This is a genomic window from Pseudomonas sp. KU43P, assembly GCF_033095865.1.
Lineage (GTDB): Bacteria > Pseudomonadota > Gammaproteobacteria > Pseudomonadales > Pseudomonadaceae > Aquipseudomonas.
This window is the reverse complement of sequence record NZ_AP019365.1, coordinates 169,450-194,201: the sequence shown is the minus strand read 5'-3', so window position 1 is coordinate 194,201 and position 24,752 is coordinate 169,450. Positions and strand designations below refer to the sequence as shown.

The window sequence follows — 24,752 nt, the reverse complement described above, 5'->3', positions numbered from 1 at the left end:
ACTGGCTTGCCGGCGATGGGCGCGCTACAGCATCAAGCCTTGGCCAACTCTGGCAGGTCCCCGGAAAGCCCCAGCGCCTGCCGCACGAACATCGCCTTGGCCTCCGGCATCTGCTCCACCAGCTTCAGCCCGCTGTTACGCAGCCAGCGCAACGGCAACGGATTGGCCTGGAACAACCGCTCGAACCCTTCCATCGCCGCCATCAGCGCCAGGTTGTGCGGCATGCGCCGGCGCTCGTAGCGGCTGAGCACCTTCACATCGGCCAGGCGCTCGCCGCGCTCACAGGCATTCACCAGCACCTCCGCCAGCACGGCGGCGTCGAGGAACCCCAGGTTGACGCCCTGGCCAGCCAGCGGGTGGATGGTGTGCGCAGCATCACCGATCAGCGCCAGGCCCTCATCCACATAGCGCTTGGCGTGCCGCTGGCGCAGCGGAACACAGACGCGCGGATCTGCCTCCAGCACCTCGCCCAGACGCCCCTCGAAGGCGCGCTCCAGGGCCTTGCGGAAGGCATCGTCAGGCAACCCCATCAGCTGCTCGGCCTGCTCCGGCGTAGTCGACCACACAATCGAACACCAATCCTGCTTGCCGTCCCGCAACAATGGCAGAAATGCCAATGGCCCCTCATCGGTGAAGCGCTGCCAGGCCGTGGCCTGGTGTGCCGCACTGCAGCGCACACTGGTGACGATGGCGTGGTGCAGGTAATCCCACTCGCGTGTTTCGCAGCCAGCCAGGCGCCGCACTGCAGAATTGGCACCATCGGCGGCCACCACCAGCGGTGCACGCAGGCGGCGCCCATCTGCCAGGGTCAGCAACCACTCGTCGCCCGAGCGGCGCAGCTGCTCCAGCCGAGCATTGGCCAGAAGGCCGATATCACTGTCGTGCAGACGGTCCAGCAGGCCGTCCTGCACCACCCGGTTCTCGACGATGTGGCCGAGTACCTGGGCATGCACGCTGGCGGCCGAGAAATGAATTTGCCCGGTGCCGCTGCCATCCCACACATGCATGTCGGTATAGGGTGCGACACGCCGGTTGGCGATGCCGTCCCAGGCACCGAGGCGATCAAGAATGCGCTGGCTTGCCGCCGACAGGGCACTGACCCGCGGCTCGAACGGCGCCTGGTCATCGAACGGTTTGACCGACAGCGGGCCGCCATCGAGCAGGAGAATTTCCAGGCCGCTGTGGCGCAACGCCAGGGCCAGGGCGCTGCCGACCATACCGGCACCGACAATCAACACATCTGCGCGCATTTCCATGCCTTACGCCTGCCTCGCTTGCGGCTTGAGCCGCACGTATAGGGTTTTATCGACCCGCGCCACCAGCTCGCCGGCACCGTCGCGGATATCGACCTGCAAACGGGGCAGGTACTTCTTGCCGCTGGCGGTCTGCTGGCGAATTTCATCCAGCAGCGCGTCATCGACGTGGAATTCGGCATACACCGGGCCCTTGCCAGGCGCGATGAAATCGATGCTCGCGGCCTTGTCCCAGACGATGTACTCACGGCCCAACTGCTCGATCAGCAACAGCATGTAGAACGGGTCGACCATGGAGTAAAGGCTGCCACCGAACTGGGTACCGACGTAGTTGCGGTTCCAGCGGGTGAGTTTCATGCACACCTTTACGCTGCGCATGTCCGGGCTGATGTGCTGGATGCGGATCCCGGCGCCGAGGTACGGCGGGTAGAGGTTCAGCAGCCAGCGCAACATGCGCGCTCGGCGCGCCAGCTTGCGTGGGTTGCTCATGCCTGGCCCCGCGGATCAGGGCGGGTACCCAGGCCCATGGCCTGACGGGCGAACCAGCTTTTTGCCGGTGGCAGCAGGTCGAGCCCGAGCAGGCCGATATTGCGCCCGGCCGCCAGCAGCGGCTGATTGCTGCCGAACAGGCGAGTGACCTGGTCGGAGAAGCCAATGGTCAGGGCCTGATCGAGGCGCTGGCGTTGGTGGTAAGCCTGCAAGGTCGCAAGGTCGCCTGGCTGCTGCGGGCCGGCAAGCAGCGCATCGGCCAGTGACTGCACGTCGCGCAACGACAGGTTGAACCCCTGCCCGGCGATCGGGTGCAGGCTGTGCGCGGCATTACCAAGCACCACCAGATGCGGGCGTACCTGCTCCTGTGCTTCGACGAGCGCCAGCGGATAAAGATGCCGGGCGCCGACCTGGCGCAACGCGCCAAGGCGATAGCCGAAGGCATCCTGCAGCTCGCGCAGGAAATTTCGCTCGTCGATTTCCGCCAGGCGCTTGGCATCCATGCCCTGCCGGGTCCAGACCAGGGCACAGCGGTTCTCCGGCAACGGCAACAGGGCCATCGGGCCCTGCTCGGTGAACCGCTCGAATGCCTGGCCGCGGTGGGCCTCGCCGGGTGTGATGTTGGCGATCAAGGCGCTCTGTTCATACGGCGTGCGGCGCACGTGGATGCCCAGTTGCTCGCGTAAACCCGAGCGTCCACCATCAGCCAGTACCGCCAGGTCGCATTCGAGAAGGGTGTCGTCTTCCAGCTGCAGCCGGTAGCCACCTTCGATGGCCTGCATGGCACGGACTTCGGCCGGGCAGCGCCAGCTCACCACCTCGCGGTCCAGCCCTTGCCACAGACATTGGCCAAGCCAGGCGTTCTCGACCACATAACCGAGCGCCGGCACGCCTTCGTCCTGCGCATCAAGGCGGGTGGCGCCAAATCGGCCACGGTCGGAGACATGAATCTGCTGGATCGGCTCAGCCCGCGGGCTGATCGCCTGCCACAGGCCGAGCTGCTGATAGATCTGCCGGGTGCCGAACGACAACGCCGAAGAACGTGCGTCGTAGCTCGGCTGGAAGCTGTCGCCGGGGGCGAAAGGCTCAATCAGCACGATTTTCCAGCCGCGCGCCTTGGCACCTGCCTGGAGCGCCAGCGCCAGGCTCGCGCCCACCAGCCCGCCGCCAATGATTGCCAGGTTGACACGACTCATGCCGCGTCCTTACGAGCAGCCTGCATCAGCGCCTCGATCTCGGCGACCGTGCTGGGCACGCCCGTGGTCAGAATTTCACAACCTTGCCTGGTCACCACCACGTCGTCCTCGATCCTGATGCCAATACCGCGCCATTTCTTCGCGACATTCTGGTTATCGGCGGCAATGTAGATGCCGGGCTCGACGGTCAGGGCCATGCCAGGCTCCAGCACCCGCCACTGGCCGCCAACCTTGTATTCGCCGACATCGTGTACATCCATGCCCAGCCAATGCCCGGCGCGGTGCATGTAGAAGGCCCGGTAGGCCTCACTGTCGATCAGTGCCTGCACCTCACCCTTGAGCAGCCCCAGTTCCACCAGGCCCTCGGTGATGACACGTACGGTCGCTTCGTGGGCATGGTTCCAGTGCTTGCCTGGTGCGATCTCGGCGAAGGCCGCATGCTGGGCCTTGAGTACCAGCTCGTAGATGGCCTTCTGCTCGGGTGAAAAGCGCCCGCTGACCGGGAAGGTGCGGGTGATGTCGCTGGCATAGCAGTCGATTTCGCAGCCGGCATCGATCAGCACCAGGTCGCCGTCCTTCAGTGGGGCGTCGTTTTCCTGGTAATGCAGGATGCAGCCATTGCGACCGGCGGCGACGATCGAGCCGTAGGCAGGCATCTTCGCCCCGCCCTTGCGAAACTCGTAGTCCAGTTCGGCTTCCAGGCTGTATTCGTGCAGCCCGGCTCGACAGGCCTGCATGGCCCGCATATGGGCCCGTGCGGAAATCGCCGCAGCAGTGCGCATCACCTTCACTTCTGCAGCCGATTTATACAGGCGCATGTCGTGCAGCAGATGATCCAGCGCAACGAACTCGTTCGGCGGCTGGGCACCGAGACGGGCCTTGGAACGGATCACGTTGATCCAGTCCATCAGCCGGCGGTCGAACTCGGGGTTGCTACCCATGGCGCTGTAGACCCGCTCGCGGCCTTCGATCAGGCCGGGGAGAATCTCGTCGATGTCGGTGATCGGGAAGGCATCGTCCGCGCCGAAATCACGGATCGCGCCTTCCTGCCCGGCACGCAGGCCGTCCCATTGCTCGCGCTCGGGGTTGCGCTCGCGGCAGAACAGCACGTACTCGCCATGCTCGCGCCCTGGGATCAGCGCAATCACCGCCTCAGGCTCGGGGAAGCCGCTGAGGTACTGGAAGTCGCTGTCCTGGCGGTACACATGCTCGACGTCGCGGTTGCGGATGGCGACCGCGGCAGCCGGCAGGATGGCAATGCTGTTGGGGACCATCTGCGCCATCAGCGCCTTGCGCCGACGGGCATACTCGGCCTTGGGAATGTGGCTCATGGGCAGAACTACCCCCGGTTGATCAGTGCAGCGATGGTTTTGGCGCAGGCGCGGCGGGTGCTGCCAGTTCCGTGTACAGCAGCAGCGGTGCGACACGCAGGTATTCCATGACTTCCATGTAGTCGCTCTCGCCGTCCTCGGACTCTTCCAGCGCTTCCTGTACCTGGGAAATGGCCACCAGGTCCTGAAGCACTTCCTTGGCATCGGTGGACATGTCCTTGCCACCTGCGTTCAGCCCGAAGCCGGTGATGAAGCCCTGGCACCACTGACCCAGCGCGGTGGCGCGTTCGCTCAGCGAGGTTTCGTCGCCCGGCAGCAGCAGGACAATGGCGATGTCTTCGCCGGTGAGCTCGGCCTTGACCATCTCCTGCAGGCCGATCAGGGCTGCGCGCACGGTGTCTTCGGGTTCGTTTTCCAACAGGCCGGCGGCGTCGGCCAGCCAGGCGTCGGCATCGAAGCCGGCACCGGCGCAACTACGGCCAATCAGCAGGCCATGCAGCTCGGCAGGGGAAACAGGGTGGCCGTTGCTCGAGAGCAGCGCGGCGAATGCGGTATAAGGCGATTGGGTATTAGGCATGGTCGGCTAGGCGCCAGACGGCGCATTTGACTAGAATGAAGACCTTGTATCCTAGCATCGGCAGGCGCGCCAAGACCATCGGCACTGGCCGTCGCCGTACAGGGAGAGGCATCATCGCCGGGTGATTCAATGACGGAGCGAATCGAGTGCAACCCATGCAAGAGAACGACCTGCAAGCGCTGATGAGCCGGTTCGAGTTGCTGATCGCACGTGTCGAGCAACTAAAACGGCAAAATGCACTCCTAGTAGCTCAGGAAAAATCCTGGCGCGAGGAACGCGCCCACCTCATCGAAAAGAACGAAATCGCCAAGCGCAAGGTCGAGTCGATGATTTTACGCCTGAAGGCCCTGGAGCAAGACTCATGAGTTCAAGCAATAGCGTCACCGTGCAGATCCTCGACAAGGAGTACTCGATCATCTGCCCGCCGGAAGAGCGCAACAACCTGGTCAGCGCCGCACGCTACCTGGACGGCAAGATGCGCGAGATCCGCAGCAGCGGCAAGGTGATTGGCGCCGACCGCATCGCGGTGATGGCCGCTTTGAACATCACCCACGAGATGCTTCACCGCCAGGAAGACCGCAACGATGCACCCGCCGGTGGCACCACCCGCGAACAGGTCCGCGACCTGCTCGATCGCGTCGACAAGGCTCTGTCCGACGATGCGGATACCAAAATCAGCTGAGATTGGTATACTGGCGCCACTCCCTGGGGGATGCGCCAGTCGGTTATGTCCCTGAGCCGATACGCACAACCACGGGGGTTGCACGCTGGGGCCGGTGTGCATGTCCGCCCGACGGAAAGCCTTAACGCCCCCTGCAATCTCCACCTTGAACTTTCGGGTTCAAGGGCTACACCGATAGCGGTCTTATCGGGGAGCCTGATTCCTTTGCCTGCCGTCTCGGCAGGCAATTCGACACCTGGGACAGCCAGTGCCATGACCGAAACTGCGCCGCTCACTCGCCCCCAGCTTCGTCGCCTGCTTCGTAATGCCCGCCGCGCGCTGACGCCTGCCCAGCAGCAACAGGCCGCTCGCGGGCTGTATCGTCAGCTGGCCCAGCATCCGCTGTTCCGCCGCGCTCGCCATATTGCCCTGTACCTGCCCAACGACGGTGAAATCGACCCGCAGTTGCTGCTGCGCGAGGCTCAGCGCCGTGGCAAACACACCTACCTGCCGGTTCTGCACGCCTGGCCGCGCACGCGCATGGTGTTCCAGCGTTTCGAACAGGGCGAAAAACTCAAGCGCAACCGCTTCCGTATTCCCGAACCGGTAACCGACCGCAAGCGCCAGCGCCCGATCTGGTCACTGGACCTGATCCTGCTGCCGTTGGTGGGTTTCGATGAAGTGGGCGGGCGCTTGGGCATGGGCGGCGGCTTCTATGACCGCAGCCTGGCTTATCAGGCACGCCGCAAGGCGTGGAAGAAGCCCTTGCTGCTAGGGTTGGCCCATGAATGCCAGAAGGTCGAACGACTGGCCCAGGCCAGCTGGGATGTACCGTTGCAGGGCACGGTTTCGGACCGTGGCTGGTACCTGGCGCCGAACTGAGCGGCGTCAGCGCTTCTTAGCGTTGTGGTTGGCCAGCGTCGGCTGGGGTCTGGTAGGCGGTGTCCAGCTTGCGCTCCCAGATACCTTGGGCATAACCGGTGGTGACAACCCCAAGGCCAAAGATGAAGACCAGGATCCACAGTAGATCCGGTTTGCGTTGATTCATCGAAGCATGCCCCCCTAGGCACTGTTCAGGCTCGGCGACCTTCTTGGTGTCGCCGGAGCGTCTAGCTTTAAAATCGGCGCATTTTCCGACAACCTGAGTCGACACGCAAACGTTGACGCCAACCGGCTGTCGGTTTCGTGCAACAGGTTATTTCAAACCTTTTCAGGAGCAGCATCCATGGCCTATTGGCTGATGAAATCCGAGCCCGACGAGCTGTCGATCGAGGGGCTTGGCCGACTGGGCGAAGCGCGCTGGGACGGCGTGCGCAACTATCAGGCACGAAATTTCCTGCGGGCCATGAGCGTAGGTGACGAATTCTTTTTCTACCACTCCAGTTGTCCGCAACCCGGCATTGCTGGCATTGCCCGCATTACCGCGGCGGCTTATCCCGACCCTACCGCGCTGGACCCCGAGAGCCACTACTACGACGCCAAGGCCAATGCCGAGAAGAACCCATGGAGCGCGGTGGACGTGGCGCATGTGAAGACGTTCAGGCAAGTGCTGGGGTTGGGGCTGCTCAAGCAGCAGAGTGCACTGGCTGAGTTGCCGCTGGTGCAGAAGGGGACACGATTGTCGGTGATGCCGGTGACCGACGAGCAGTGGGCGGCGATTATTGCGCTGGCGCGCTGAATGGGGTTGTCCCGACAGGGGATCTGAAGCGTTCTTGCGATCGAGCGCCGCCCGCGCGGCGCTTGATTTCAACCTCACCGCATATCCTGCGGCAGGCGCGGCAAAACCATCACTGCACAATCAGGTTGTTGAACAGCAGATCCTCGACAATCGGCTTGCCCTCTTCCGTTTCCATCACCTGCTGCACCTGCTTCAAGGCTTCCTGGCGCAGCTTCTCCTTGGCCTCGACGTTGCTCAAGTTATCCACACCTTGCTGGGTAAACAGCGCCACCAGCTGGTTGCGAATCAGCGGCTCATGGTGCTTCACCGCCGCCGCCGCTGCATCGCCGGTCACGCGCAGCGCCACGTCTGCCTTGTATACCCGCAGCTTGGGGCCGCCATCGAGGGCGTAGTTGCCGACGAAGGGCGGGCTCAGGCTGATGTAGGAAACCTTCGGGGCTCCTTCGCTGGCCTCCTCGGCCATCGCCGCCGCTGGCAGCATCAGGGCCAGCACCATCAAGATCCACGCTTTCACGAATTCGCTCCTCAACACGATTGGCGCCAGCTTACCCAGCACACCACTGAAACCCAAGCCCGGGCTTATGCCGGCACATCAGGGCCGGGCATGCTCGTTGACCGGGCAGGTTGCCCTCCTACACTTATCGGCCACTACCCGCAAAGGAATAGGCCCGATGAAAGCTGTGTTGTGCAAAACCCTGGGTCCGGCACGTGACCTGGTACTGGAAGAAGTGGCCAGCCCGACGCCAAAGAAAAACGAGGTGCTGCTCAACGTGCAAGCGGCCGGGGTCAACTTCCCCGACACCTTGATCATCGAAGGCAAATATCAGTTCCAGCCGCCGCTGCCGTTCTCCCCGGGTGGCGAGGCTGCAGGGGTGGTCGCGGCCGTCGGCGAAAAGGCCGGCGCATTCAAGGTGGGTGATCGAGTGATGGCCCTGACCGGCTGGGGGGCCTTTGCCGAACAGGTGGCGGTGCCGTTCTACAACGTGCTGCCGATCCCCGAGAGCATGGATTTCACCACCGCCGCCGCTTTCGGCATGACCTATGGCACCTCTATGCATGCACTCAGGCAGCGCGGCCAGTTGCAGCCGGGTGAAACGCTGCTGGTGCTGGGAGCTTCCGGTGGTGTCGGCCTGGCGGCGGTGGAAATCGGCAAGGCCATGGGTGCTAAGGTGATCGCCGCCGCCAGCAGTGCGGAAAAACTTGCCGTAGCCAAGGCAGCAGGTGCCGATGAAGTCATCGACTACAGCCAGGCCAGCCTGAAGGACGAAATCAAACGGCTGACCGGCGGCCAAGGCGTGGATGTGATCTACGATCCGGTCGGTGGCGAGCTGTTCGATCAGGCTGTGCGCGGGCTGGCGTGGAATGGCCGATTGCTGGTGGTCGGATTCGCCAGCGGCACGATTCCACAGATGGCGGCAAACCTGGTGCTGCTCAAGGGCGCTGCGGTGCTCGGGGTCTTCTGGGGAGCGTTTGCCCAGCGCCAGCCGCAGGATAACGCGGACAACTTCAAGCAGCTGTTCGCCTGGCATGCCGAGGGCAAGCTCAAGCCGCTGGTATCGAAGACTTATCCACTGGCTGAGGCAGGGGCGGCGATCGAACAGCTGGGGCAGCGCAAGGCTGTGGGTAAGTTGGTGGTGCTGGCCAGGTAAGGCTGTTGGCCGAGGGTGTACAAGCAGGCCCTATCACCGGCAAGCCGGCTCCCACAGGTACCCCGCAATTTTCAGGATTTGCGGTGTAGGAGCCGGCTTGCCGGCAATAGGGCCACCACAGGCTCAGTCAGACTTCGCGCAGGTTATGACAGCGCCTGAAACGCGCCTCCAGGTTGCGGTCCGGCATCTGATGCGTGCGCAAGGCATTCAACGTCTGTTCGACATAATCACGCGTCGAGCCATACCGCCCCTTGGCGCTGGCCAGAATCTGGCTGAGCAAGGTATCCGGCAGGTTGCCGGCATAACACGGTAAATGTCGCTCCAGCACGAAGCCCAAGGCCTGCACCTTGTTGCCATCACCCAAACGGCAGCTCAACCAATGCGGCCGATAGGCCGGGTAAGGCATCTCCCGCTGCCACAGGGCCATCAGCGAGTCGTCCAGGTTGCTTTCGTCGAGACGATAGGCAAAACCGCTGCAGGAACCACCCCGATCCAAGCCGAACACCAGCCCGGGTGTTTCAGGCGTGCCACGGTGTTCGTGCGACCACAGGTAAAGCCCGCGGTGATAACCATGCACCCTCGCCCGTTGACGCTCCACCGAATTGCACTCGGGGCGCCAGATCAGCGATCCGTAGGCGAACAACCACACGGGCCCGCCCTGATGCCGCGACATGGTCGACTGCATGGAATTGAACAGTTGCTCGTGAGTCAGTTGCTGGCCGAAGTCGAGCGACGGAGGGTATGAAACTTCCCAGGATAAACTTTCAAGTGCCGACATAAGCTGCCGCCATTATTCCCTGTGAACTACGCATGGTGCGAGAACCGCTGTGTGGCGGGGCTTGCGCCTCCACATCATGGGTGCATGCATTTACCTTAGGATACAAACACCCCAGTACTCAAGCCCCGCGGGCAAAGTTTTACGCACACTTCCGACGATTGGAGAGCATTGTTCCAAGTTATGCGATAGTTATTGGCGAAGGCGGTAACAGTTACCGCCTTATACCCACTAACTGAAACTTCGGTTATTAACCGCGTGGTGCGTAGGCAAATACATCTGCGCGCATCCGGTGCGCATCCATGCCCGCCTCCACCAGCGCATCGAGGGTGGCGTAGACCATGTTGGGTGAGCCGCTGGCATAGACGTGGACGGCGTTGAGGTCTTCGACATCCTCGCAAACCGCCTCATGCAGCAGGCCGCAGCGGCCCTCCCAGCCACACAGGTCACTGACCACCTTGTGCAGGAACAGGTTTGGCAGGCGCTGCCATTCGTCCCAGTGCTCGATGGTGTAGAAATCCTCCGGGCGGCGAACACCCCAGTACAGGTGCACCGGGTGCTTGAAGCCCTGGGCACGGCAATGCTCGACCAGGCTGTGCATCTGCCCCATACCAGTGCCTGCGGCAATCAGCACCAGCGGCCCTTCGGGCAATTCGGCCAGGTGCGCGTCTCCAAACGGCATTTCGATGCGGGCAATGCCATTGCGCTGCAACTGCGCCAACAACTGCTGGGCACTGTCTTCACGGCCTAGCACGTGAAGCTCCAGATCACGCCCGCCATGGGGTGCAGATGCCAGCGAGAAGGCCGCCTGCTTACCGCCTTCACGCTCGATCATCAGGTACTGCCCGGCGTGATAGCGCGGAGGCTTGCCCGCAGGCGCACGAAGGCGCACGCGCCAGACGTCGCCTCCAACTTCGACGCACTCGGTCACCGTGCAGGCGAGCTTGCGCACCGGCAGCTCGCCCAGGGCCAGCACACCATCCCAGAGCAAGACGCAGTCCTCCAGCGGTTCGGCAATGCAGGTGAACAGCTCGCCATGGTCGCGGACCTCGCCATCCTGACGCACACGACCCTCGACCAACAGCGCGGCGCAGACGTGGCAATTGCCATTTCGGCAGCTGCTCGGGCAGTCATAGCCCAACCGCCGCGCACCTTCCAGGATCCGTTCCCCGGGTTCGAGCGCCAGCACCGCCCCGGACGGCTGCAACGTTACCTGCATCAATCTATTCCCAACTGATCCCACAGCTCATCGATACGGCGGGTGACGGCCTCGTCCTTGACGATGACCCGGCCCCATTCGCGTGTAGTCTCGCCCGGCCACTTGTGCGTGGCATCCAGGCCCATCTTCGACCCCAGCCCAGACACCGGCGACGCGAAGTCCAGGTAGTCGATCGGCGTGTTGTCGATCATCACCGTATCACGCTTGGGGTCCATGCGCGTGGTGATGGCCCAGATCACGTCGTTCCAGTCGCGGGCGTTGATATCGTCATCGGTAACAATAACGAACTTGGTGTACATGAACTGTCGCAGGAACGACCACACACCCAGCATCACGCGCTTTGCATGGCCTGGATACTGCTTTTTCATGGTCACCACCGCCATGCGGTAGGAGCAGCCTTCCGGCGGCAGGTAGAAGTCGACGATTTCCGGGAATTGCTTCTGCAGGATCGGCACGAACACTTCGTTCAGCGCCACACCGAGGATCGCCGGCTCATCTGGCGGTCGGCCGGTGTAGGTGCTGTGGTAGATCGGCTTCTGCCGATGGGTGATGCGCTCGACGGTGAACACCGGGAAGCTGTCCACTTCGTTGTAATAGCCGGTGTGGTCGCCGTACGGGCCTTCAGGCGCCATTTCGCCCGGATGAATCACGCCTTCGAGGATGATTTCGGCGGTGGCCGGCACTTGCAGGTTGCTGCCACGGCACTTCACCAGCTCGGTACGGTTGCCGCGCAGCAGGCCTGCGAAGGCGTATTCGGACAGGGTATCGGGCACCGGTGTCACAGCGCCGAGAATGGTGGCAGGGTCGGCACCCAGGGCCACGGCTACCGGGAACGGCTGGCCCGGGTGCTTTTCGCACCATTCGCGGTAATCCAGCGCGCCGCCACGGTGGCTCAACCAGCGCATGATGACCTTGTTGCGGCCGATTACCTGTTGACGGTAGATGCCGAGGTTCTGGCGGTCCTTGTTCGGACCACGGGTGACGGTCAGGCCCCAGGTGATCAGCGGTGCCACGTCGCCCGGCCAGCAATGCTGGATCGGCAACTGGCCTAGATCGACATCATCACCCTCGACCACGACTTCCTGGCACACCGCATCCTTGACCACCTTCGGCGCCATCGACACGACCTTCTTGAAGATTGGCAGCTTGGACCAGGCGTCCTTGAGGCCTTTCGGCGGCTCGGGCTCTTTCAGGAAGGCCAGCAGCTTGCCGATTTCGCGCAATTCGTCGACCGACTCGGCGCCCATGCCCATGGCCACCCGCTCCGGGGTGCCGAACAGGTTGCCCAGTACCGGAATGTCGAAGCCCGTAGGCTTTTCGAACAGCAACGCCGGGCCCTTGGCGCGCAGCGTGCGGTCGCAGACCTCAGTCATCTCCAGGACAGGGGAAATCGGGACCTGGATGCGCTTGAGTTCGCCGCGCTGCTCCAGGCCACGGATGAAGTCGCGCAAATCGCGATACTGCATGCATGTGCCTCGTGTTGGCCGTATCGGTCGGGGTGCAGAGTGTAGCGCCGTTCAGGGCCCAATGGCCAAAAATGACTTGGGGCCGCTTCGCACCCCATCGCTGGCAAGCCAGCTCCCACAACGATCACTGCGGACCCTGTGGGAGCTGGCTTGCCAGCGATGGGCTGCGAAGCAGCCCCATTCATTGCCTGAACGATCGAACCGCTTACTTGCGCTTCATCGACAGGAAGAACTCATCGTTGGTCTTGGTCTGCTTGAGCTTGTCGACCAGGAACTCGATGGCGGCGATTTCGTCCATCGGGTGCAGCAGCTTGCGCAGGATCCACATGCGCTGCAGTTCGTCGTCGGCAGTCAGCAGCTCTTCGCGGCGAGTACCGGAACGGTTGATGTTGATGGCCGGGAACACACGCTTCTCGGCGATGCGACGGTCCAGGGGCAGCTCCATGTTGCCGGTACCCTTGAACTCTTCGTAGATCACTTCGTCCATCTTCGAGCCGGTTTCGACCAGCGCGGTAGCGATGATGGTCAGCGAACCACCTTCCTCGATGTTACGCGCAGCGCCGAAGAAGCGCTTCGGCTTCTCCAGGGCGTGGGCATCGACACCACCGGTCAGCACCTTGCCGGAGCTCGGGATCACGGTGTTGTAGGCGCGCGCCAGACGGGTGATGGAGTCGAGCAGGATGACCACGTCTTTCTTGTGCTCGACCAGGCGCTTGGCCTTCTCGATGACCATCTCGGCCACTTGCACGTGACGGGTTGGCGGCTCGTCGAAGGTCGAGGCAACCACTTCGCCGCGCACGGTGCGCTGCATTTCGGTCACTTCTTCCGGGCGCTCGTCGATCAGCAGGACGATCAGGTGGCACTCGGGGTTGTTACGGGTGATGTTGGCCGCGATGTTCTGCAGCATGATGGTCTTGCCCGCTTTCGGCGGGGCGACGATCAGGCCGCGCTGACCCTTGCCGATTGGCGCGCAGAGGTCGATGACGCGGCCGGTCAGGTCTTCGGTGGAACCGTTGCCGGCTTCCATCTTCAGGCGCTTGTTCGGGAACAGCGGCGTCAGGTTTTCGAACAGGATCTTGTTCTTCGCGTTTTCCGGACGGTCGAAGTTGATGGTGTCGACCTTCAACAGGGCGAAGTAACGCTCCCCTTCCTTCGGTGGGCGGATCTTGCCGACGATGGTGTCGCCGGTACGCAGGTTGAAGCGGCGGATCTGGCTGGGCGAAACGTAGATATCGTCGGGGCCGGCCAGGTAGGACGCATCAGCAGAACGCAGGAAACCGAAACCATCCTGGAGAATCTCCAGCACGCCGTCACCCGAGATCTCTTCGCCGCTCTTCGCATGCTTCTTCAGCAGGGCGAAAATCACGTCCTGTTTGCGCGAACGGGCCATGTTTTCGATGCCCATCTGTTCGGCCATTTCCAAAAGATCGGTAATCGGCTTTTGCTTGAGTTCAGTCAGGTTCATAAGGGGAATGACGTAATCATGTAAGGAAGGGAGATTTAAGCTTTGGCTTAATGAGGCCGCGCCGCTAGATGGCGACAGGATCGCGTACTGATTCGAATTAGGGATGCTTCGGCGACGGCGTGCAGAGGGCACTGGAGAAGCAGTGCGAGGCCGAATGTAACACTTGCTTTTTTCTGCGTCTAGTGCGTTGCAAAAGAAAAGCCCCGCATTTGCGGGGCTTTTTCACATCACAGATGGGCGTCGAGGAACGCGGCCAGCTGCGACTTGGACAGGGCGCCGACCTTGGTCGCTTCGACGTTGCCGTTCTTGAACAGCATCAGCGTCGGGATGCCACGCACGCCGTGCTTGGCCGGGGTTTCCTGGTTGTCGTCAATGTTCAGCTTGGCGATGGTCAGTTTGCCGGCGTAGGTGGAAGCGATGTCGTCCAGAACAGGCGCGATCATCTTGCATGGACCGCACCATTCAGCCCAGTAGTCGACCAGTACGGCGCCTTCGGCCTTCAGTACATCGGCTTCGAAGGAGGCGTCGGTGACGTGTTTGATCAGATCGCTGCTCATGGATATCTCCAGGGTCGTAAGCAAAAAAACGTGGCCCATCATAGCCGGACCCTGGCGCTACAGGAAGTCACGGACGATTGAGTGTAACTATAGTTGTGCAAGACGTCGCGAATCGAAACCGTCACACAAGTGTCATAGCATCGAATGGCACATTGCCTTGCATCAACCCTTGGCGTACCGCGCGTTGGCGACAGCCAAGTATCGTGGCAGGATTGCCGGGTTAACGACCGAGAACATTCAGACCATGCCGCATACCTCCGCGAAGAACCTGTCTCTGATCGCCGCCATCGACCTTGGCTCCAACAGTTTTCACATGGTCGTGGCCAAGGCTCACCATACCGAGATTCGTATTCTCGAGCGCCTCGGCGAAAAGGTTCAGCTGGCCGCCGGCATCGACGAATCGCGCCTGCTCAGCGAAGAAGCCATGGAGAGGGGCCTGGAGTGCCTCAAGCGTTTTGCCCAACTGATCAACGGGATGCCTGCCGGCGCCGTGCGCATCGTCGGTACCAACGCACTGCGCGAAGCACGCAACCGCAACACATTCATCCAGCGCGCCGAGGCCATCCTCGGCCACCCGGTCGAGGTGATTTCCGGCCGGGAAGAAGCGCGCCTGATCTACCTCGGCGTATCCCACACCCTGGCCGATACACCGGGCAAGCGCCTGGTCGCCGACATCGGCGGCGGCAGTACCGAGTTCATCATCGGCCAGCGCTTCGAACCGCTGCTGCGCGAAAGCCTGCAGATGGGCTGCGTCAGCTTCACCCAGCGCTATTTCCGTGACGGCAAGATCACCCCGGCTCGCTACGCCCAGGCCTACACCGCTGCACGCTTGGAACTGATGAGCATCGAGAACGCCCTGCATCGCCTTACCTGGGACGAAGCCATCGGCTCGTCCGGCACGATCCGCGCGATCGGTGCCGCGATCAAGGCCGGCGGCCTGGGCAACGGTGAAGTCAACGCCGAAGGCGTGGCGTGGGTCAAACGCAAGCTGTTCAAGCTTGGCGAGGTCGACAAGATCGACTTCGAAGGCGTCAAGCCAGACCGCCGCGCCATCTTCCCGGCAGGCCTTGCGATTCTCGAAGCGATCTTCGACGCGCTGGAACTGCAGCGCATGGACCACTGCGACGGCGCCCTGCGCGAAGGCGTGCTGTTCGACCTGCTGGGCCGCCATCACCATGAAGACGTGCGCGAACGCACCCTGAATTCGCTGATGGAGCGCTATCACGTCGACCAGGGCCAGGCCGCGCGTGTCGAGCGCAAGGCTTTGCATGCGTTCGACCAAGTAGCCAAGGCATGGGATCTGGAGGATGGAAACTGGCGCGATCTGCTGGGTTGGGCTGCGAAAATCCACGAAATAGGCCTGGATATCGCTCACTATCACTACCACAAGCACGGCGCCTACCTGATCGAGCACTCTGACCTGTCGGGTTTTTCTCGCGAAGACCAGCAGATGATGGCCTTGCTGGTGCGTGGGCACCGCCGCAACATTCCCAAGGACAAGTTCGCCGACCTGGGCGATGAAGGCGTGAAGTTGCTGCGTCTGTGCGTGCTGCTGCGCTTTGCCATCCTGTTCCACCACATCCGTGGCACCCAGCAGATGCCGAAGGTGCAGCTGCAAGCGGTCGAAAACAGCCTGGAGGTGGTCTTCCCAGAGGGCTGGCTGGAGCAGAACCAACTGACCCAGGCCGACTTCGCCAACGAGGCGGAGTGGCTGGCCCGGGTCAATTTCGTGCTCAGCGTACGTTGAGCACCGGGTTGCTCAGGCGCTCCAGGAGCGTCGCCTGGGCACTGCGCGGGTTCTGGTTGCCGGTCGGGCTGCTGCGCACGTAGCGCCCGTCTGGCTGCAGCGTCCAGGCGTGGGTATTGTCGGTCAGGTAGCCTTCGAGTTCCTTCTTCACCCGCAGCAGCAGCTTCTTGCCCTCAACCGGGAAGCAGGTCTCGACACGCTTGTCGAGGTTGCGCTCCATCCAGTCGGCACTGGACAGATAGATCTGCTCCTCACCACCGTTGAGGAAGTAGAACACCCGCGTGTGCTCCAGGAAGCGACCAATGATCGAGCGCACCTGGATGTTGTGTGACACACCCGGAATGCCCGGGCGCAGGCAGCACATGCCACGCACCACCAGGTCGATCTTCACCCCTGACTGGCTGGCCTTGTAGAGCGCCTTGATGACCTTCGCGTCGGTCAGCGAGTTGAACTTGGCAATGATGTGCGCAGGCTTGCCTTCCAGGGCGAACTGAGTCTCGCGCGCGATCATGTCGAGCATGCCCTTCTTCAGGGTGAACGGCGCGTGCAGCAGTTTCTTCATGCGCAGGGTCTTGCCCATGCCGATCAGCTGGCTGAACAGTTTGCCGACGTCCTCGGTGAGGGCATCGTCGGAGGTCAGCAGGCTGTAGTCGGTGTACAGTCGGGCGTTGCCCGCGTGGTAGTTGCCGGTGCCCAGGTGCGCATAGCGCACGATTTCGCCATGCTCACGGCGCAGGATCAGCATCATCTTGGCGTGGGTCTTGAAACCGACCACACCGTAGATCACTACCGCGCCTGCCGCTTGCAGGCGGCTGGCCATCTGCAGGTTGGACTCTTCATCGAAGCGCGCACGCAGCTCGATCACCGCGGTGACCTCCTTGCCGTTACGCGCTGCGTCCACCAGAGCGTCGACGATCTCCGAGTTGGCCCCGGAGCGGTACAGGGTCTGCCGTACGGCGAGTACATGCGGATCCTTGGCGGCCTGGCGCAGCAGGTCGACCACCGGGGTGAAGGACTCGAACGGGTGCATCAGCAGGATGTCCTGCTTGCCGATCACGCTGAAGATGTTATCGGCGTTCTGCAACAGCTTGGGGATCGCCGGGGTGAACGGCGTGTACTGCAGCTCCGGGTGGCTGTCCAACCCGGTGATGCTGAACAGGCGGGTCAGATTGACCGGGCCGTTGACCTGGTATAGCTCGCTCTCGCTCAGGCTGAACTGCTTGAGCAGGTAATCGGACAAGTGTTTCGGGCAGGTGTCGGCCACTTCCAGTCGCACGGCATCGCCGTAGCGGCGTGAGAACAATTCACCGCGCAGGGCCCGCGCAAGGTCGTCGACTTCTTCGGAGTCCAGCGCCAGGTCGGCGTTGCGGGTCAGGCGGAACTGGTAGCAGCCCTTGACCTTCATGCCCTGGAACAGATCATCGGCGTGGGCGTGGATCATCGACGACAGGAACACGTAGTTGTCGCCCGCACCGCCCACGTCTTCCGGCACGCGAATGACGCGCGGCAGCAGGCGCGGCGCCGGGATGATCGCCAGGCCAGAATCGCGGCCGAAGGCGTCGACACCTTCAAGCTCGACGATGAAGTTGAGGCTCTTGTTCACCAGCAACGGGAACGGGTGGGTCGGGTCGAGGCCGATCGGGGTGATGATCGGTGCGATCTCGTCGCGGAAGAAGCGGCGCACCCAGGTCTTGAGCTTGGGCGTCCAGTGGCGGCGACGGATGAAGCGGATCGCGTGCTTTTCCAGCTCCGGCAGCAGCACGTCATTGAGGATTGCGTACTGGCGCTCCACTTCTATGTGCACCAGCTCACTGATGCGCGCCAGCGCCTGGTGTGGCTGCAGGCCGTCGGCGCCGGCTTGCTCACGGGCGAAGTTGATCTGCTTCTTCAGGCCCGCAACGCGGATCTCGAAGAATTCGTCGAGGTTGCTGGAGAAGATCAGCAGGAATTTCAAGCGCTCGAGCAGCGGATAGGATTCATCCAGGGCCTGCTCCAGCACGCGAATGTTGAACTGCAACTGCGACAGTTCACGATGAATGTAAAGGCTGCTGTCGTCCAGGCTCGGAATGGCGATGGTAGGGGTCGGTGCCGGGGCAGGCGCTGCGGCCTCTATCACAGGCTCCGGGGCCTCGGGCAGGTCTGGCGGTGTTTGCACCAGCTCTTCGGGGACGGCCTGGGCATCCTTGATCGCGACTGGGGTGAGCACTTCATTATTCATCTGGACGTTCCTGGAGGACGTTAACGCCCTATCATCAATTGAGCGGGACGATAAGCGGCCATTATGACGCCTGTGTTACACCTTGAGGCAACCCCGCGACTTGTGGCCGAAGGCATTGTCGGCGTAGGAATAGTTCACGTCGAGACACATTTGGACACTTTCACGAAAGCGCGCGAAGGGGTAGGCTGCGCGTTCATTTCGCCAGCACCTCAGAAAATGCTTCAACAATTCCTGCAGGATTTCGGCTACTTTGCCCTTTTTCTTGGCACCTTTTTCGAAGGCGAGACCATCCTGGTGCTTGCGGGATTTCTTGCGTTTCGCGGGTACATGGACATCAGCCTGGTGGTGATCGTTGCGTTCTTCGGCAGCTATGCCGGTGACCAGCTCTGGTACTTCATGGGCCGTCGTCACGGCCGCGCGATCCTCGCCCGCAAGCCGCGCTGGCAGGCCATGGGCGATCGGGCCCTGGAGCATATCCGCCGCCACCCGGACATCTGGGTGCTGAGTTTCCGCTTCGTCTACGGCCTGCGCACGGTGATGCCCGTGGCCATCGGCCTGTCCGGCTACCCACCACGGCGCTACCTGCTGCTCAACGGTATCGGTGCGGCCATCTGGGCGCTGGCCCTGGGTGCAGCCGCCTACCACTTCGGCGCAATCCTCGAAGGCATGCTGGGCAACGTGAAGAAGTACGAGCTATGGGTGCTCGGTGGCCTGTTGCTGCTGGGTGGCCTGCTCTGGTTGCGCCGACGCTTCCGCACCCTGCGCGCGGAGCGCAAGGCGGCGGCAGAAGGCCAGACCCCACAGGCTGATGAGGCTGTAACCCCCGAGCAGGAACCACGCCAGGGGCGTGACCAGCACTAAACCAGACGCGCCGGCCAGGTACAGCGCCGGCGCATTCGACAGTATGCGCGCCAGCTCCAGGCGCACGGCCCACGGCCGGTTCTCCAGCGCCGCACCCAGCACGAACAAGCCAAATGCCATGACTGCCCAGCCCAGCACCAGCGCGGCGCCCGGCACCTTTTCGGCCACATCCATCAAGTAGCTGCCCAAGGCGATATAGGCCGCGAACTGAACGGCCACGTACACCTGCTGCGAACGCCCCAGCGCAACCTCGAATTTGCGGAAAAGCGCCAGGCTCTGCTTGGCCTGTGGATAACGCGCCGCGACATCCGCCGGCCGCCAGCCGGTGGGCATGAACCAGATACGCAGCTTGTCCCGCCAGCTGCGGGTCAGCCGGGCATCGTCCCAGAGCTGGGCATAGAACTGCAGATTGGCCCACAGCGGGTTCCAGCTCGCCAGCGGCGTGGTCACGCCGAACACCACCGGTTCGGCCGGGTCTTCTTCCTTGAAGGTGCCGAACAGGCGGTCCCAGAGAATGAACACACCGCCGTAGTTGCGATCCAAATAGACAGGATTTTGCGCATGGTGGACGCGATGGTTGGACGGTGTAATCAGTATCCATTCGAGCCATCCCAGTTTGGGGATGTGCCGGGTGTGCACCCAGAACTGATACAGCAGGTTCAACGAAGCCACGGTGATGAACACCACCGGCGGCACGCCGATCAACGCCAGCGGCAGGTAGAAGATCCAGGAAAAGATGAAGCCGCTGCTAGTCTGGCGCAACGCGGTAGTGAGGTTGTATTCCTCGCTCTGGTGGTGCACCGAATGGGCGGCCCACAGCACGTTGCGTTCGTGCCCCAGGCGGTGCAGCCAGTAGTAGCACAGGTCATACAGCACGAACGCCAGCAGCCACACCCACCAGGCCTGCTCCGGCAAGCGCACCAGCGCCAGGTGTTCCCAGGCCAGTGCATAGGTGAGCAGCCCTACCCCTTTGGTCAACAGCCCAGTGCTGGTGGACAGCGCCCCCGTGCTCAGGCTGTTGATCGAATCGGCCACGGTGAAATTGCGCTGGCCGCGTACATGATCGGCAATCAGCTCCACCGCGATCAGCACGAAGAAGAACGGCACAGCCAGCAGAATAAGGTCCATGGACGATAGCCTCGAAGGTTATGCACAGAGATTAGGATGCACCCGTGCGAACCCCTATGGCCACATCTGCCAAACTAGAGGACATTTAGCGCCTCGAAACGGGAGTAATGAGCATGACGAAAAAAGTAGCGGTGATTCTTTCCGGCTGTGGCGTGTATGACGGCGCCGAAATCCACGAAAGCGTGATCACCCTGCTGCGCCTCGACCAGCGCGGCGCGCAGGTGCAGTGCTTTGCGCCGAACATCGCGCAGATGCATGTGATCGACCACCTGACCGGTGAGGAAATGCCCGAGTCGCGCAACGTGCTGACCGAGTCGGCGCGCATTGCCCGTGGCGAAGTGAAAGACATCCGCGAAGCCAAGGCCGAGGATTTCGACGCATTGATCGTGCCCGGCGGTTTCGGTGCGGCCAAGAACCTGTCCAGCTTCGCCGTGGATGGCCACGAGTGCAGTGTGAATCCGGATGTGCTGGCCCTGGCCGAAGCCTTCGCCGAAGCCTGCAAGCCGGTCGGCCTGATCTGCATCTCACCGGCGCTGGCGGCGAAGATCTACGGCCCAGGCGTGGTCTGCACCATTGGGAACGATGCCGGCACCGCCGACGCCATGGTCAAGATGGGTGCTACTCACCAAGAGTGCGATGTGCATGACATCGTCGAAGACACCCAGCGCAAGCTGGTGACTACGCCGGCCTACATGGTGGCCAAGTCGATCAGTGAAGCGGCAGGTGGCATCTACAAGCTGGTGGACCGTGTGCTGGAGCTGACCCACGAAGGTGAGTGATCAGCCTTTGGCCAGGCGAGTGAGGATACGATCCAGCGCATTGGCGAACGCCTGCTTCTCGCGTTCGCCATAGGGCGCCTGCCCGCCCCCGACCTGCCCCTGCTCGCGCAGTTCGGTGAACAGGTTGCGCACTGCCAGGCGCTCGCCCATGTTGCGTTCATCGAACTCGCGGCCACGAGGGTCAAGGGCTGCCACGCCCTTCTTGATCAGGCGGTCGGCCAGCGGTACGTCGCTGCAGATCACCAGCTCACCGGGTTCGGCGTGCTCGACCAGGTAATCATCGGCGGCGTCCATGCCGCTGGGTACCACGATCAGCCGCACCACGGCGAAGGCCGGCTTGGCCACGGCCTGGCCGGCCACCATCACCACTTCGAGCTTGCGCTTGAGGGCGAACTTGACGATCAGGTCCTTGGCCGGCTTGGGGCAGGCGTCGGCGTCGATCCATATGCGCATGAAGCAATTCTCTCTTTAGATCTGCACTGGCCTCATCGCCGGCAAGCCGGCTCCCACAGGGCTCGGTGCGGTCCATCCCTGTGGGAGCCGGCTTGCCGGCGATAGGCCGCAAAGCGGCTTCAGTTCGCCGCAGCCCGCCGCTTCTCGGCCAGGCGACTGCGTCCATACAACACCACAATAGCCAGCAACGCCACCGCCTGTGCGGCCAGCGAATAGGCATCGGCATGAATCCCCAGCCAGTCGAACTCGAAGAACGCCACCGGCCGCGTGCCCAGCACGCCCGCCTCCTGCAGTGCCTTCACGCCATGCCCGGCGAACACCACCGACAGCGCACACAGCAAGGCGGCGTTGATGCTGAAGAACAGTGCCAGCGGCAGCTTGGCCGAGCCGCGCAGGATTACCCAGGCCAGGCCCACCAGCAGCACCAGCGCCGTGGCGCCACCCGCCAGTACCGCCTGATGCCCGGCAGGCCCAGCCTGCAGCCACAGGGTTTCGTAGAACAAGATCACCTCGAACAACTCTCGGTACACCGAGAAGAACGCCAGCACGGCAAAGCCGAAGCGCCCGCCGCCGCTGACCAGGCTGCTCTTGATGTAGTCCTGCCAGGCCGCGGCGTGGCGGCGGTCGTGCATCCATACACCCAGCCACAGCACCATCACCGAGGCGAACAGCGCCGTGCAGCCTTCGAGCAGTTCGCGCTGGGCGCCGCCGACGTCGATCACGTAAGCCGCCACGGCCCATGTGGCAAAGCCGGCGACCAGCGCCAGGCCCCAGCCGATATTCACGCTGCGCACCGCCGATTGCTGGCCGGTATTGCGCAGGAAGGCGAGGATCGCGGCCAGCACCAGAATGGCTTCAAGGCCCTCGCGCAGCAGGATCAGCAAGCCGGAAATGTAGCTCAGCGACCAGCTCAGGCCGTCGCTGCCCAGCAGCTTGGCTGCCTGCTCGAGCTTGACCTTGGCTTCGGCCAACCGCTGCTCGGCTTGCGCGACCGGCAAGCCGTCCTGCAGTGACTGGCGGTAAGCCATCAAGGACTTCTCAGTGTCCTTGCGCGTTTGGGTATCGATGTTGTCCAGCGAGCTTTCCACCAGCTCGAAGCCTTCCAGGTAGGCGGCTACCGACAGGTCGTAGGCCTGGTCATGATCGCCTGCGCGGTAAGCTGCCAGGCTCTTGTCCAGAGTACTGGCGGTGTACTCGAGCAACTGGGCCGGACCACGCTTGACCTGCGGCGGCCGGGCGCGCTGGGCGCGGAATCCTTCCACCGCGCCCGCGCCTTCGTTGGCAGCCACTTCAGCCGGGGTCTGACGGGCCAGCTCGGCAATGTTCCAGGTCTTCTCGCCCTTGGCAGCCTGCGGGTTGGCCGAAAAACTGGCGATATACACCGCCACATCCCAACGCTGACGCTCGTCGAGCTCCTCGGCGAAGGAAGGCATCTCGGTGCCGTCGATACCCAGGCCGAGCGTGTTGTACAGGTCGTACAGGCTCAGCTGATCAAGGCGTTCGGCGTTACGCAGATCGGCCGGAGCCGGCTCCAGCCCGACGCCCGCCGGGCCATCGCCGGCCCCCGTGTCACCGTGGCAGATCGAGCAGTTCTGCGCATACAGCGAAGCGCCGCGGGCCGGGTCCGGGGTAATCACCGGGGCTTGGCTGACCTCGTAGGCCACCGCCAGGCGAGCACCAAGCTGGCGAGCCTGCTTGGCGACTGCAGCGCCCTCCTGGCGTTCGTCGATAGCCTGGCGCAGCGCCTGAACGCCCTGCTCCAATGCCGCTTGTTCGGTATGAGCCGGCAAGCCTTTGACCAGATCGGCCAACACTGCACTGAATTCCTGCTGCTCGCGGTATTCACCGCCGTCGATCACCTTGCCATCGCGTACGGTCGGCGGGTAGTCAGCACCGATGTAGTCGAGCAAATGCAGGGCCTTGCCGGCCTCGGCAGGGGATTCGGCCAGCACCACTGTGCTGCACAGCGCCAGCATGGGCCACAGCAACCAGGCAAGCAGACGGGAACGGGAATTCATGGCCAATCTCGAAGGGAATACGAAAGAGAACATTGTTCACTTCCACTCAGCTTCCCTCAAGGTTTGTGGGCGGATTTCATGAAAAATCTTGAGACAACTGTCTGGCGAGGGCTTCGCCCTCGATCGCTGGCAAGCCAGCTCCTACAGGTACAGCGCAAGGCTCAGGCTCAATGGGGTACCTGTGGGAGCCGGCTTGCCGGCGATGGCCGCAAGTCCGCCCCAGATGCTCGAAACTTATTGAGGAACCTTGTTCATCCCCCGCTCCAGATCATCGATCAAAGCCTTGGCCATCTCGCTGAGGATCCTCGCCGCACTGCCTGCGACGCGGTCATTTTTCATTTCGGCCTCGGTGGTGAGGTGGCGGATGCAACCGAGCAGCACCGACAGCTGCGAGAAGGCATGATTGAACGGCACATCGGGTTTCAGGCTGAACAGATCGAAGGTTTCAACGCCTGCGGTCGAGGCGTGGTCCGGGGCTTTACTCTTCATGTCGCCCCCTGCGCAGTGGCGTGCTCGTTCAAGGCGTTGATCATCCGGCATAGCACGCGGATGTTCATGCCCATCGCGTCTCGCTGAGGGCCTTGTGGGCTGTCGAGCAGCACGTTGGCGGATTGCTGCAGGGTGAGTGTCAGGACATGGATGAGCGTGTTGCAGTCCTCGGGGCTGGGCGGGGCAGAGAGCGAGATGGCAGGCGGGTCGGGGACGAGCTTTTTCATGGCGGATCTCCTGTACTCGGAAAGATTCTGCCTTCCTCTTCGTCTCACGGATTTGGGTGGCAGTCGTGCATGGGGTGAGACCCGGGGTACAGGAACCCGGCCAGACCGAAGCCTGCCCACGCACGACCGCCATAGAGCGGTGCGACCTGTAACCATCCGGGTGTCTCACGCCCGATCGCCTTGCGAGGCGACCCGAGGACAGTAGTCCGAGAGCACTTCCCAGCCAAGACAGCACCTTCCGACAGGTGCCGTAGGATAATTCGGCAGAGAACTGGAACTGAAGCATTTGGTTTCGGATTCAGAAATGTCCTACAGCAGAAGGCCTTGGCGAGGGCTTCGCCCTCGATCGCTGGCAAGCCAGCTCCTACAGGTACAGCGCAAGGCTCAAGCTCAATGGGGTACCTGTGGGAGCCGGCTTGCCGGCGATGGGAGCGCAGCTGAAACATCAGGTGCCGATTGCAATCCACCACAGCAGGTCCACTGCTACTAGCCTGATGAGCTGACCATCAGGAGGCA

The 24,752-nt window shown here is 62.6% G+C and carries 25 protein-coding genes, 1 other RNA gene and 1 pseudogene; 9 read left to right on the top strand and 18 right to left on the bottom strand.

The window, feature by feature from the left end:
- Positions 1–32 precede the first annotated feature (32 nt).
- The 5 genes from KU43P_RS00940 to KU43P_RS00920 are packed head-to-tail and all read right to left on the bottom strand — an operon-like array spanning position 33 to position 4,846.
- Entirely contained in the window at positions 33–1,250 is a 1,218-nt protein-coding gene (locus KU43P_RS00940; protein ID WP_317663694.1) for a 2-octaprenyl-3-methyl-6-methoxy-1,4-benzoquinol hydroxylase, read from the bottom strand.
- 9 nt (positions 1,251–1,259) lie between these two features.
- The gene (locus KU43P_RS00935; protein ID WP_317660640.1) at positions 1,260–1,742 is read right to left on the bottom strand and encodes a DUF4442 domain-containing protein; all 483 of its coding nucleotides are present in this window, start codon (positions 1,740–1,742) and stop codon (positions 1,260–1,262) included.
- Complete coding sequence (gene ubiH / locus KU43P_RS00930; RefSeq protein WP_317660639.1) at positions 1,739–2,938, bottom strand: 2-octaprenyl-6-methoxyphenyl hydroxylase; 1,200 nt, start codon at positions 2,936–2,938, stop codon at positions 1,739–1,741. Before ubiH ends, KU43P_RS00935 begins: the two co-directional genes overlap by 4 nt.
- Positions 2,935–4,269, bottom strand: coding sequence for a Xaa-Pro aminopeptidase (gene pepP / locus KU43P_RS00925; protein WP_317660638.1), 1,335 nt, complete (start codon positions 4,267–4,269; stop codon positions 2,935–2,937). Before pepP ends, ubiH begins: the two co-directional genes overlap by 4 nt.
- A 22-nt stretch (positions 4,270–4,291) precedes the next feature.
- Positions 4,292–4,846: a YecA family protein gene (locus KU43P_RS00920; RefSeq protein ID WP_317660637.1), complete on the bottom strand. Its 555-nt coding sequence runs from the start codon at positions 4,844–4,846 to the stop codon at positions 4,292–4,294.
- Between the two features lie 155 nt (positions 4,847–5,001).
- Here KU43P_RS00920 and KU43P_RS00915 point away from each other — a divergent pair, with 155 nt between their 5' ends.
- The 4 genes from KU43P_RS00915 to KU43P_RS00900 all read left to right on the top strand — a co-directional run bounded on the left by KU43P_RS00915 (position 5,002) and on the right by KU43P_RS00900 (position 6,389).
- Complete coding sequence (locus KU43P_RS00915; protein WP_317660636.1) at positions 5,002–5,211, top strand: TIGR02449 family protein; 210 nt, start codon at positions 5,002–5,004, stop codon at positions 5,209–5,211.
- A complete protein-coding gene (locus tag KU43P_RS00910; protein ID WP_317660635.1) occupies positions 5,208–5,528 on the top strand; it encodes a cell division protein ZapA in 321 nt (106 codons plus the stop codon). Before KU43P_RS00915 ends, KU43P_RS00910 begins: the two co-directional genes overlap by 4 nt.
- Before the next feature lie 17 nt (positions 5,529–5,545).
- Positions 5,546–5,725: non-coding RNA, 6S RNA (ssrS, locus tag KU43P_RS00905), on the top strand.
- 55 nt (positions 5,726–5,780) lie between these two features.
- Complete coding sequence (locus KU43P_RS00900; RefSeq protein ID WP_317660634.1) at positions 5,781–6,389, top strand: 5-formyltetrahydrofolate cyclo-ligase; 609 nt, start codon at positions 5,781–5,783, stop codon at positions 6,387–6,389.
- A 16-nt stretch (positions 6,390–6,405) separates the two neighbouring features.
- On the opposite strand, the gene KU43P_RS00895 is transcribed toward KU43P_RS00900, so the two are convergent.
- A complete protein-coding gene (locus KU43P_RS00895; RefSeq protein ID WP_317660633.1) occupies positions 6,406–6,555 on the bottom strand; it encodes a hypothetical protein in 150 nt (49 codons plus the stop codon).
- A 177-nt stretch (positions 6,556–6,732) separates the two neighbouring features.
- Between KU43P_RS00895 and KU43P_RS00890 the strand changes: the two genes are divergently transcribed.
- Positions 6,733–7,185 (top strand): EVE domain-containing protein, encoded by a 453-nt coding sequence (locus tag KU43P_RS00890; protein ID WP_317660632.1) that lies wholly within the window; start codon positions 6,733–6,735, stop codon positions 7,183–7,185.
- Between the two features lie 109 nt (positions 7,186–7,294).
- Here the strand turns inward: KU43P_RS00890 and KU43P_RS00885 are convergent, their stop codons facing one another.
- Complete coding sequence (locus tag KU43P_RS00885; RefSeq protein ID WP_317660631.1) at positions 7,295–7,699, bottom strand: flagellar basal body-associated protein FliL; 405 nt, start codon at positions 7,697–7,699, stop codon at positions 7,295–7,297.
- Positions 7,700–7,856: 157 nt separating this feature from the next.
- Here KU43P_RS00885 and KU43P_RS00880 point away from each other — a divergent pair, with 157 nt between their 5' ends.
- Complete coding sequence (locus KU43P_RS00880; RefSeq protein WP_317660630.1) at positions 7,857–8,834, top strand: NADPH:quinone oxidoreductase family protein; 978 nt, start codon at positions 7,857–7,859, stop codon at positions 8,832–8,834.
- A gap of 127 nt (positions 8,835–8,961) precedes the next feature.
- Here KU43P_RS00880 and KU43P_RS00875 read toward each other — a convergent pair whose 3' ends face one another.
- From KU43P_RS00875 to trxA, 5 genes are all read right to left on the bottom strand, one after another.
- Positions 8,962–9,612: a gamma-glutamylcyclotransferase gene (locus tag KU43P_RS00875; protein WP_317660629.1), complete on the bottom strand. Its 651-nt coding sequence runs from the start codon at positions 9,610–9,612 to the stop codon at positions 8,962–8,964.
- Between the two features lie 247 nt (positions 9,613–9,859).
- Complete coding sequence (locus KU43P_RS00870; protein ID WP_317660628.1) at positions 9,860–10,828, bottom strand: CDP-6-deoxy-delta-3,4-glucoseen reductase; 969 nt, start codon at positions 10,826–10,828, stop codon at positions 9,860–9,862.
- Positions 10,828–12,294, bottom strand: coding sequence for a 4-hydroxy-3-polyprenylbenzoate decarboxylase (gene ubiD / locus KU43P_RS00865; RefSeq protein WP_054902455.1), 1,467 nt, complete (start codon positions 12,292–12,294; stop codon positions 10,828–10,830). The genes KU43P_RS00870 and ubiD overlap by 1 nt, the downstream gene beginning before the upstream one ends.
- A gap of 205 nt (positions 12,295–12,499) precedes the next feature.
- Complete coding sequence (rho, locus tag KU43P_RS00860; protein WP_003253661.1) at positions 12,500–13,759, bottom strand: transcription termination factor Rho; 1,260 nt, start codon at positions 13,757–13,759, stop codon at positions 12,500–12,502.
- A 227-nt stretch (positions 13,760–13,986) separates the two neighbouring features.
- The gene (trxA, locus tag KU43P_RS00855; protein WP_317660627.1) at positions 13,987–14,316 is read right to left on the bottom strand and encodes a thioredoxin TrxA; all 330 of its coding nucleotides are present in this window, start codon (positions 14,314–14,316) and stop codon (positions 13,987–13,989) included.
- A gap of 244 nt (positions 14,317–14,560) precedes the next feature.
- On the opposite strand from trxA, the gene ppx reads away from it, so the two are divergent.
- Positions 14,561–16,063, top strand: coding sequence for an exopolyphosphatase (gene ppx / locus KU43P_RS00850; RefSeq protein ID WP_317660626.1), 1,503 nt, complete (start codon positions 14,561–14,563; stop codon positions 16,061–16,063).
- On the opposite strand, the gene ppk1 is transcribed toward ppx, so the two are convergent.
- Positions 16,050–18,281, bottom strand: a complete 2,232-nt coding sequence (gene ppk1 / locus KU43P_RS00845; protein WP_317660625.1) for a polyphosphate kinase 1 — start codon at positions 18,279–18,281, stop codon at positions 16,050–16,052. The genes ppx and ppk1 overlap by 14 nt on opposite strands.
- Before the next feature lie 216 nt (positions 18,282–18,497).
- Between ppk1 and KU43P_RS00840 the strand changes: the two genes are divergently transcribed.
- On the top strand, positions 18,498–19,142 hold the full coding sequence (locus KU43P_RS00840) for a DedA family protein (RefSeq protein WP_317660624.1): 645 nt from the start codon (positions 18,498–18,500) through the stop codon (positions 19,140–19,142).
- A gap of 501 nt (positions 19,143–19,643) precedes the next feature.
- Here KU43P_RS00840 and KU43P_RS00835 read toward each other — a convergent pair.
- Positions 19,644–20,270 (bottom strand): annotated as a pseudogene (locus KU43P_RS00835) (sterol desaturase family protein); the annotation flags it as partial.
- A gap of 113 nt (positions 20,271–20,383) precedes the next feature.
- On the opposite strand from KU43P_RS00835, the gene elbB reads away from it, so the two are divergent.
- On the top strand, positions 20,384–21,049 hold the full coding sequence (gene elbB, locus KU43P_RS00830; RefSeq protein WP_317660623.1) for an isoprenoid biosynthesis glyoxalase ElbB: 666 nt from the start codon (positions 20,384–20,386) through the stop codon (positions 21,047–21,049).
- Here the strand turns inward: elbB and KU43P_RS00825 are convergent, their stop codons facing one another.
- The 4 genes from KU43P_RS00825 to KU43P_RS00810 form a co-directional block, all read right to left on the bottom strand.
- The gene (locus KU43P_RS00825; RefSeq protein ID WP_317660622.1) at positions 21,050–21,502 is read right to left on the bottom strand and encodes a YaiI/YqxD family protein; all 453 of its coding nucleotides are present in this window, start codon (positions 21,500–21,502) and stop codon (positions 21,050–21,052) included.
- A gap of 119 nt (positions 21,503–21,621) precedes the next feature.
- Positions 21,622–23,553 (bottom strand): FTR1 family protein, encoded by a 1,932-nt coding sequence (locus tag KU43P_RS00820; protein WP_317660621.1) that lies wholly within the window; start codon positions 23,551–23,553, stop codon positions 21,622–21,624.
- Positions 23,554–23,754: 201 nt separating this feature from the next.
- A complete protein-coding gene (locus KU43P_RS00815; protein ID WP_317660620.1) occupies positions 23,755–24,009 on the bottom strand; it encodes a DUF3077 domain-containing protein in 255 nt (84 codons plus the stop codon).
- On the bottom strand, positions 24,006–24,236 hold the full coding sequence (locus KU43P_RS00810) for a hypothetical protein (RefSeq protein ID WP_317660619.1): 231 nt from the start codon (positions 24,234–24,236) through the stop codon (positions 24,006–24,008). Before KU43P_RS00810 ends, KU43P_RS00815 begins: the two co-directional genes overlap by 4 nt.
- Between the last annotated feature and the right edge of the window lie 516 nt (positions 24,237–24,752).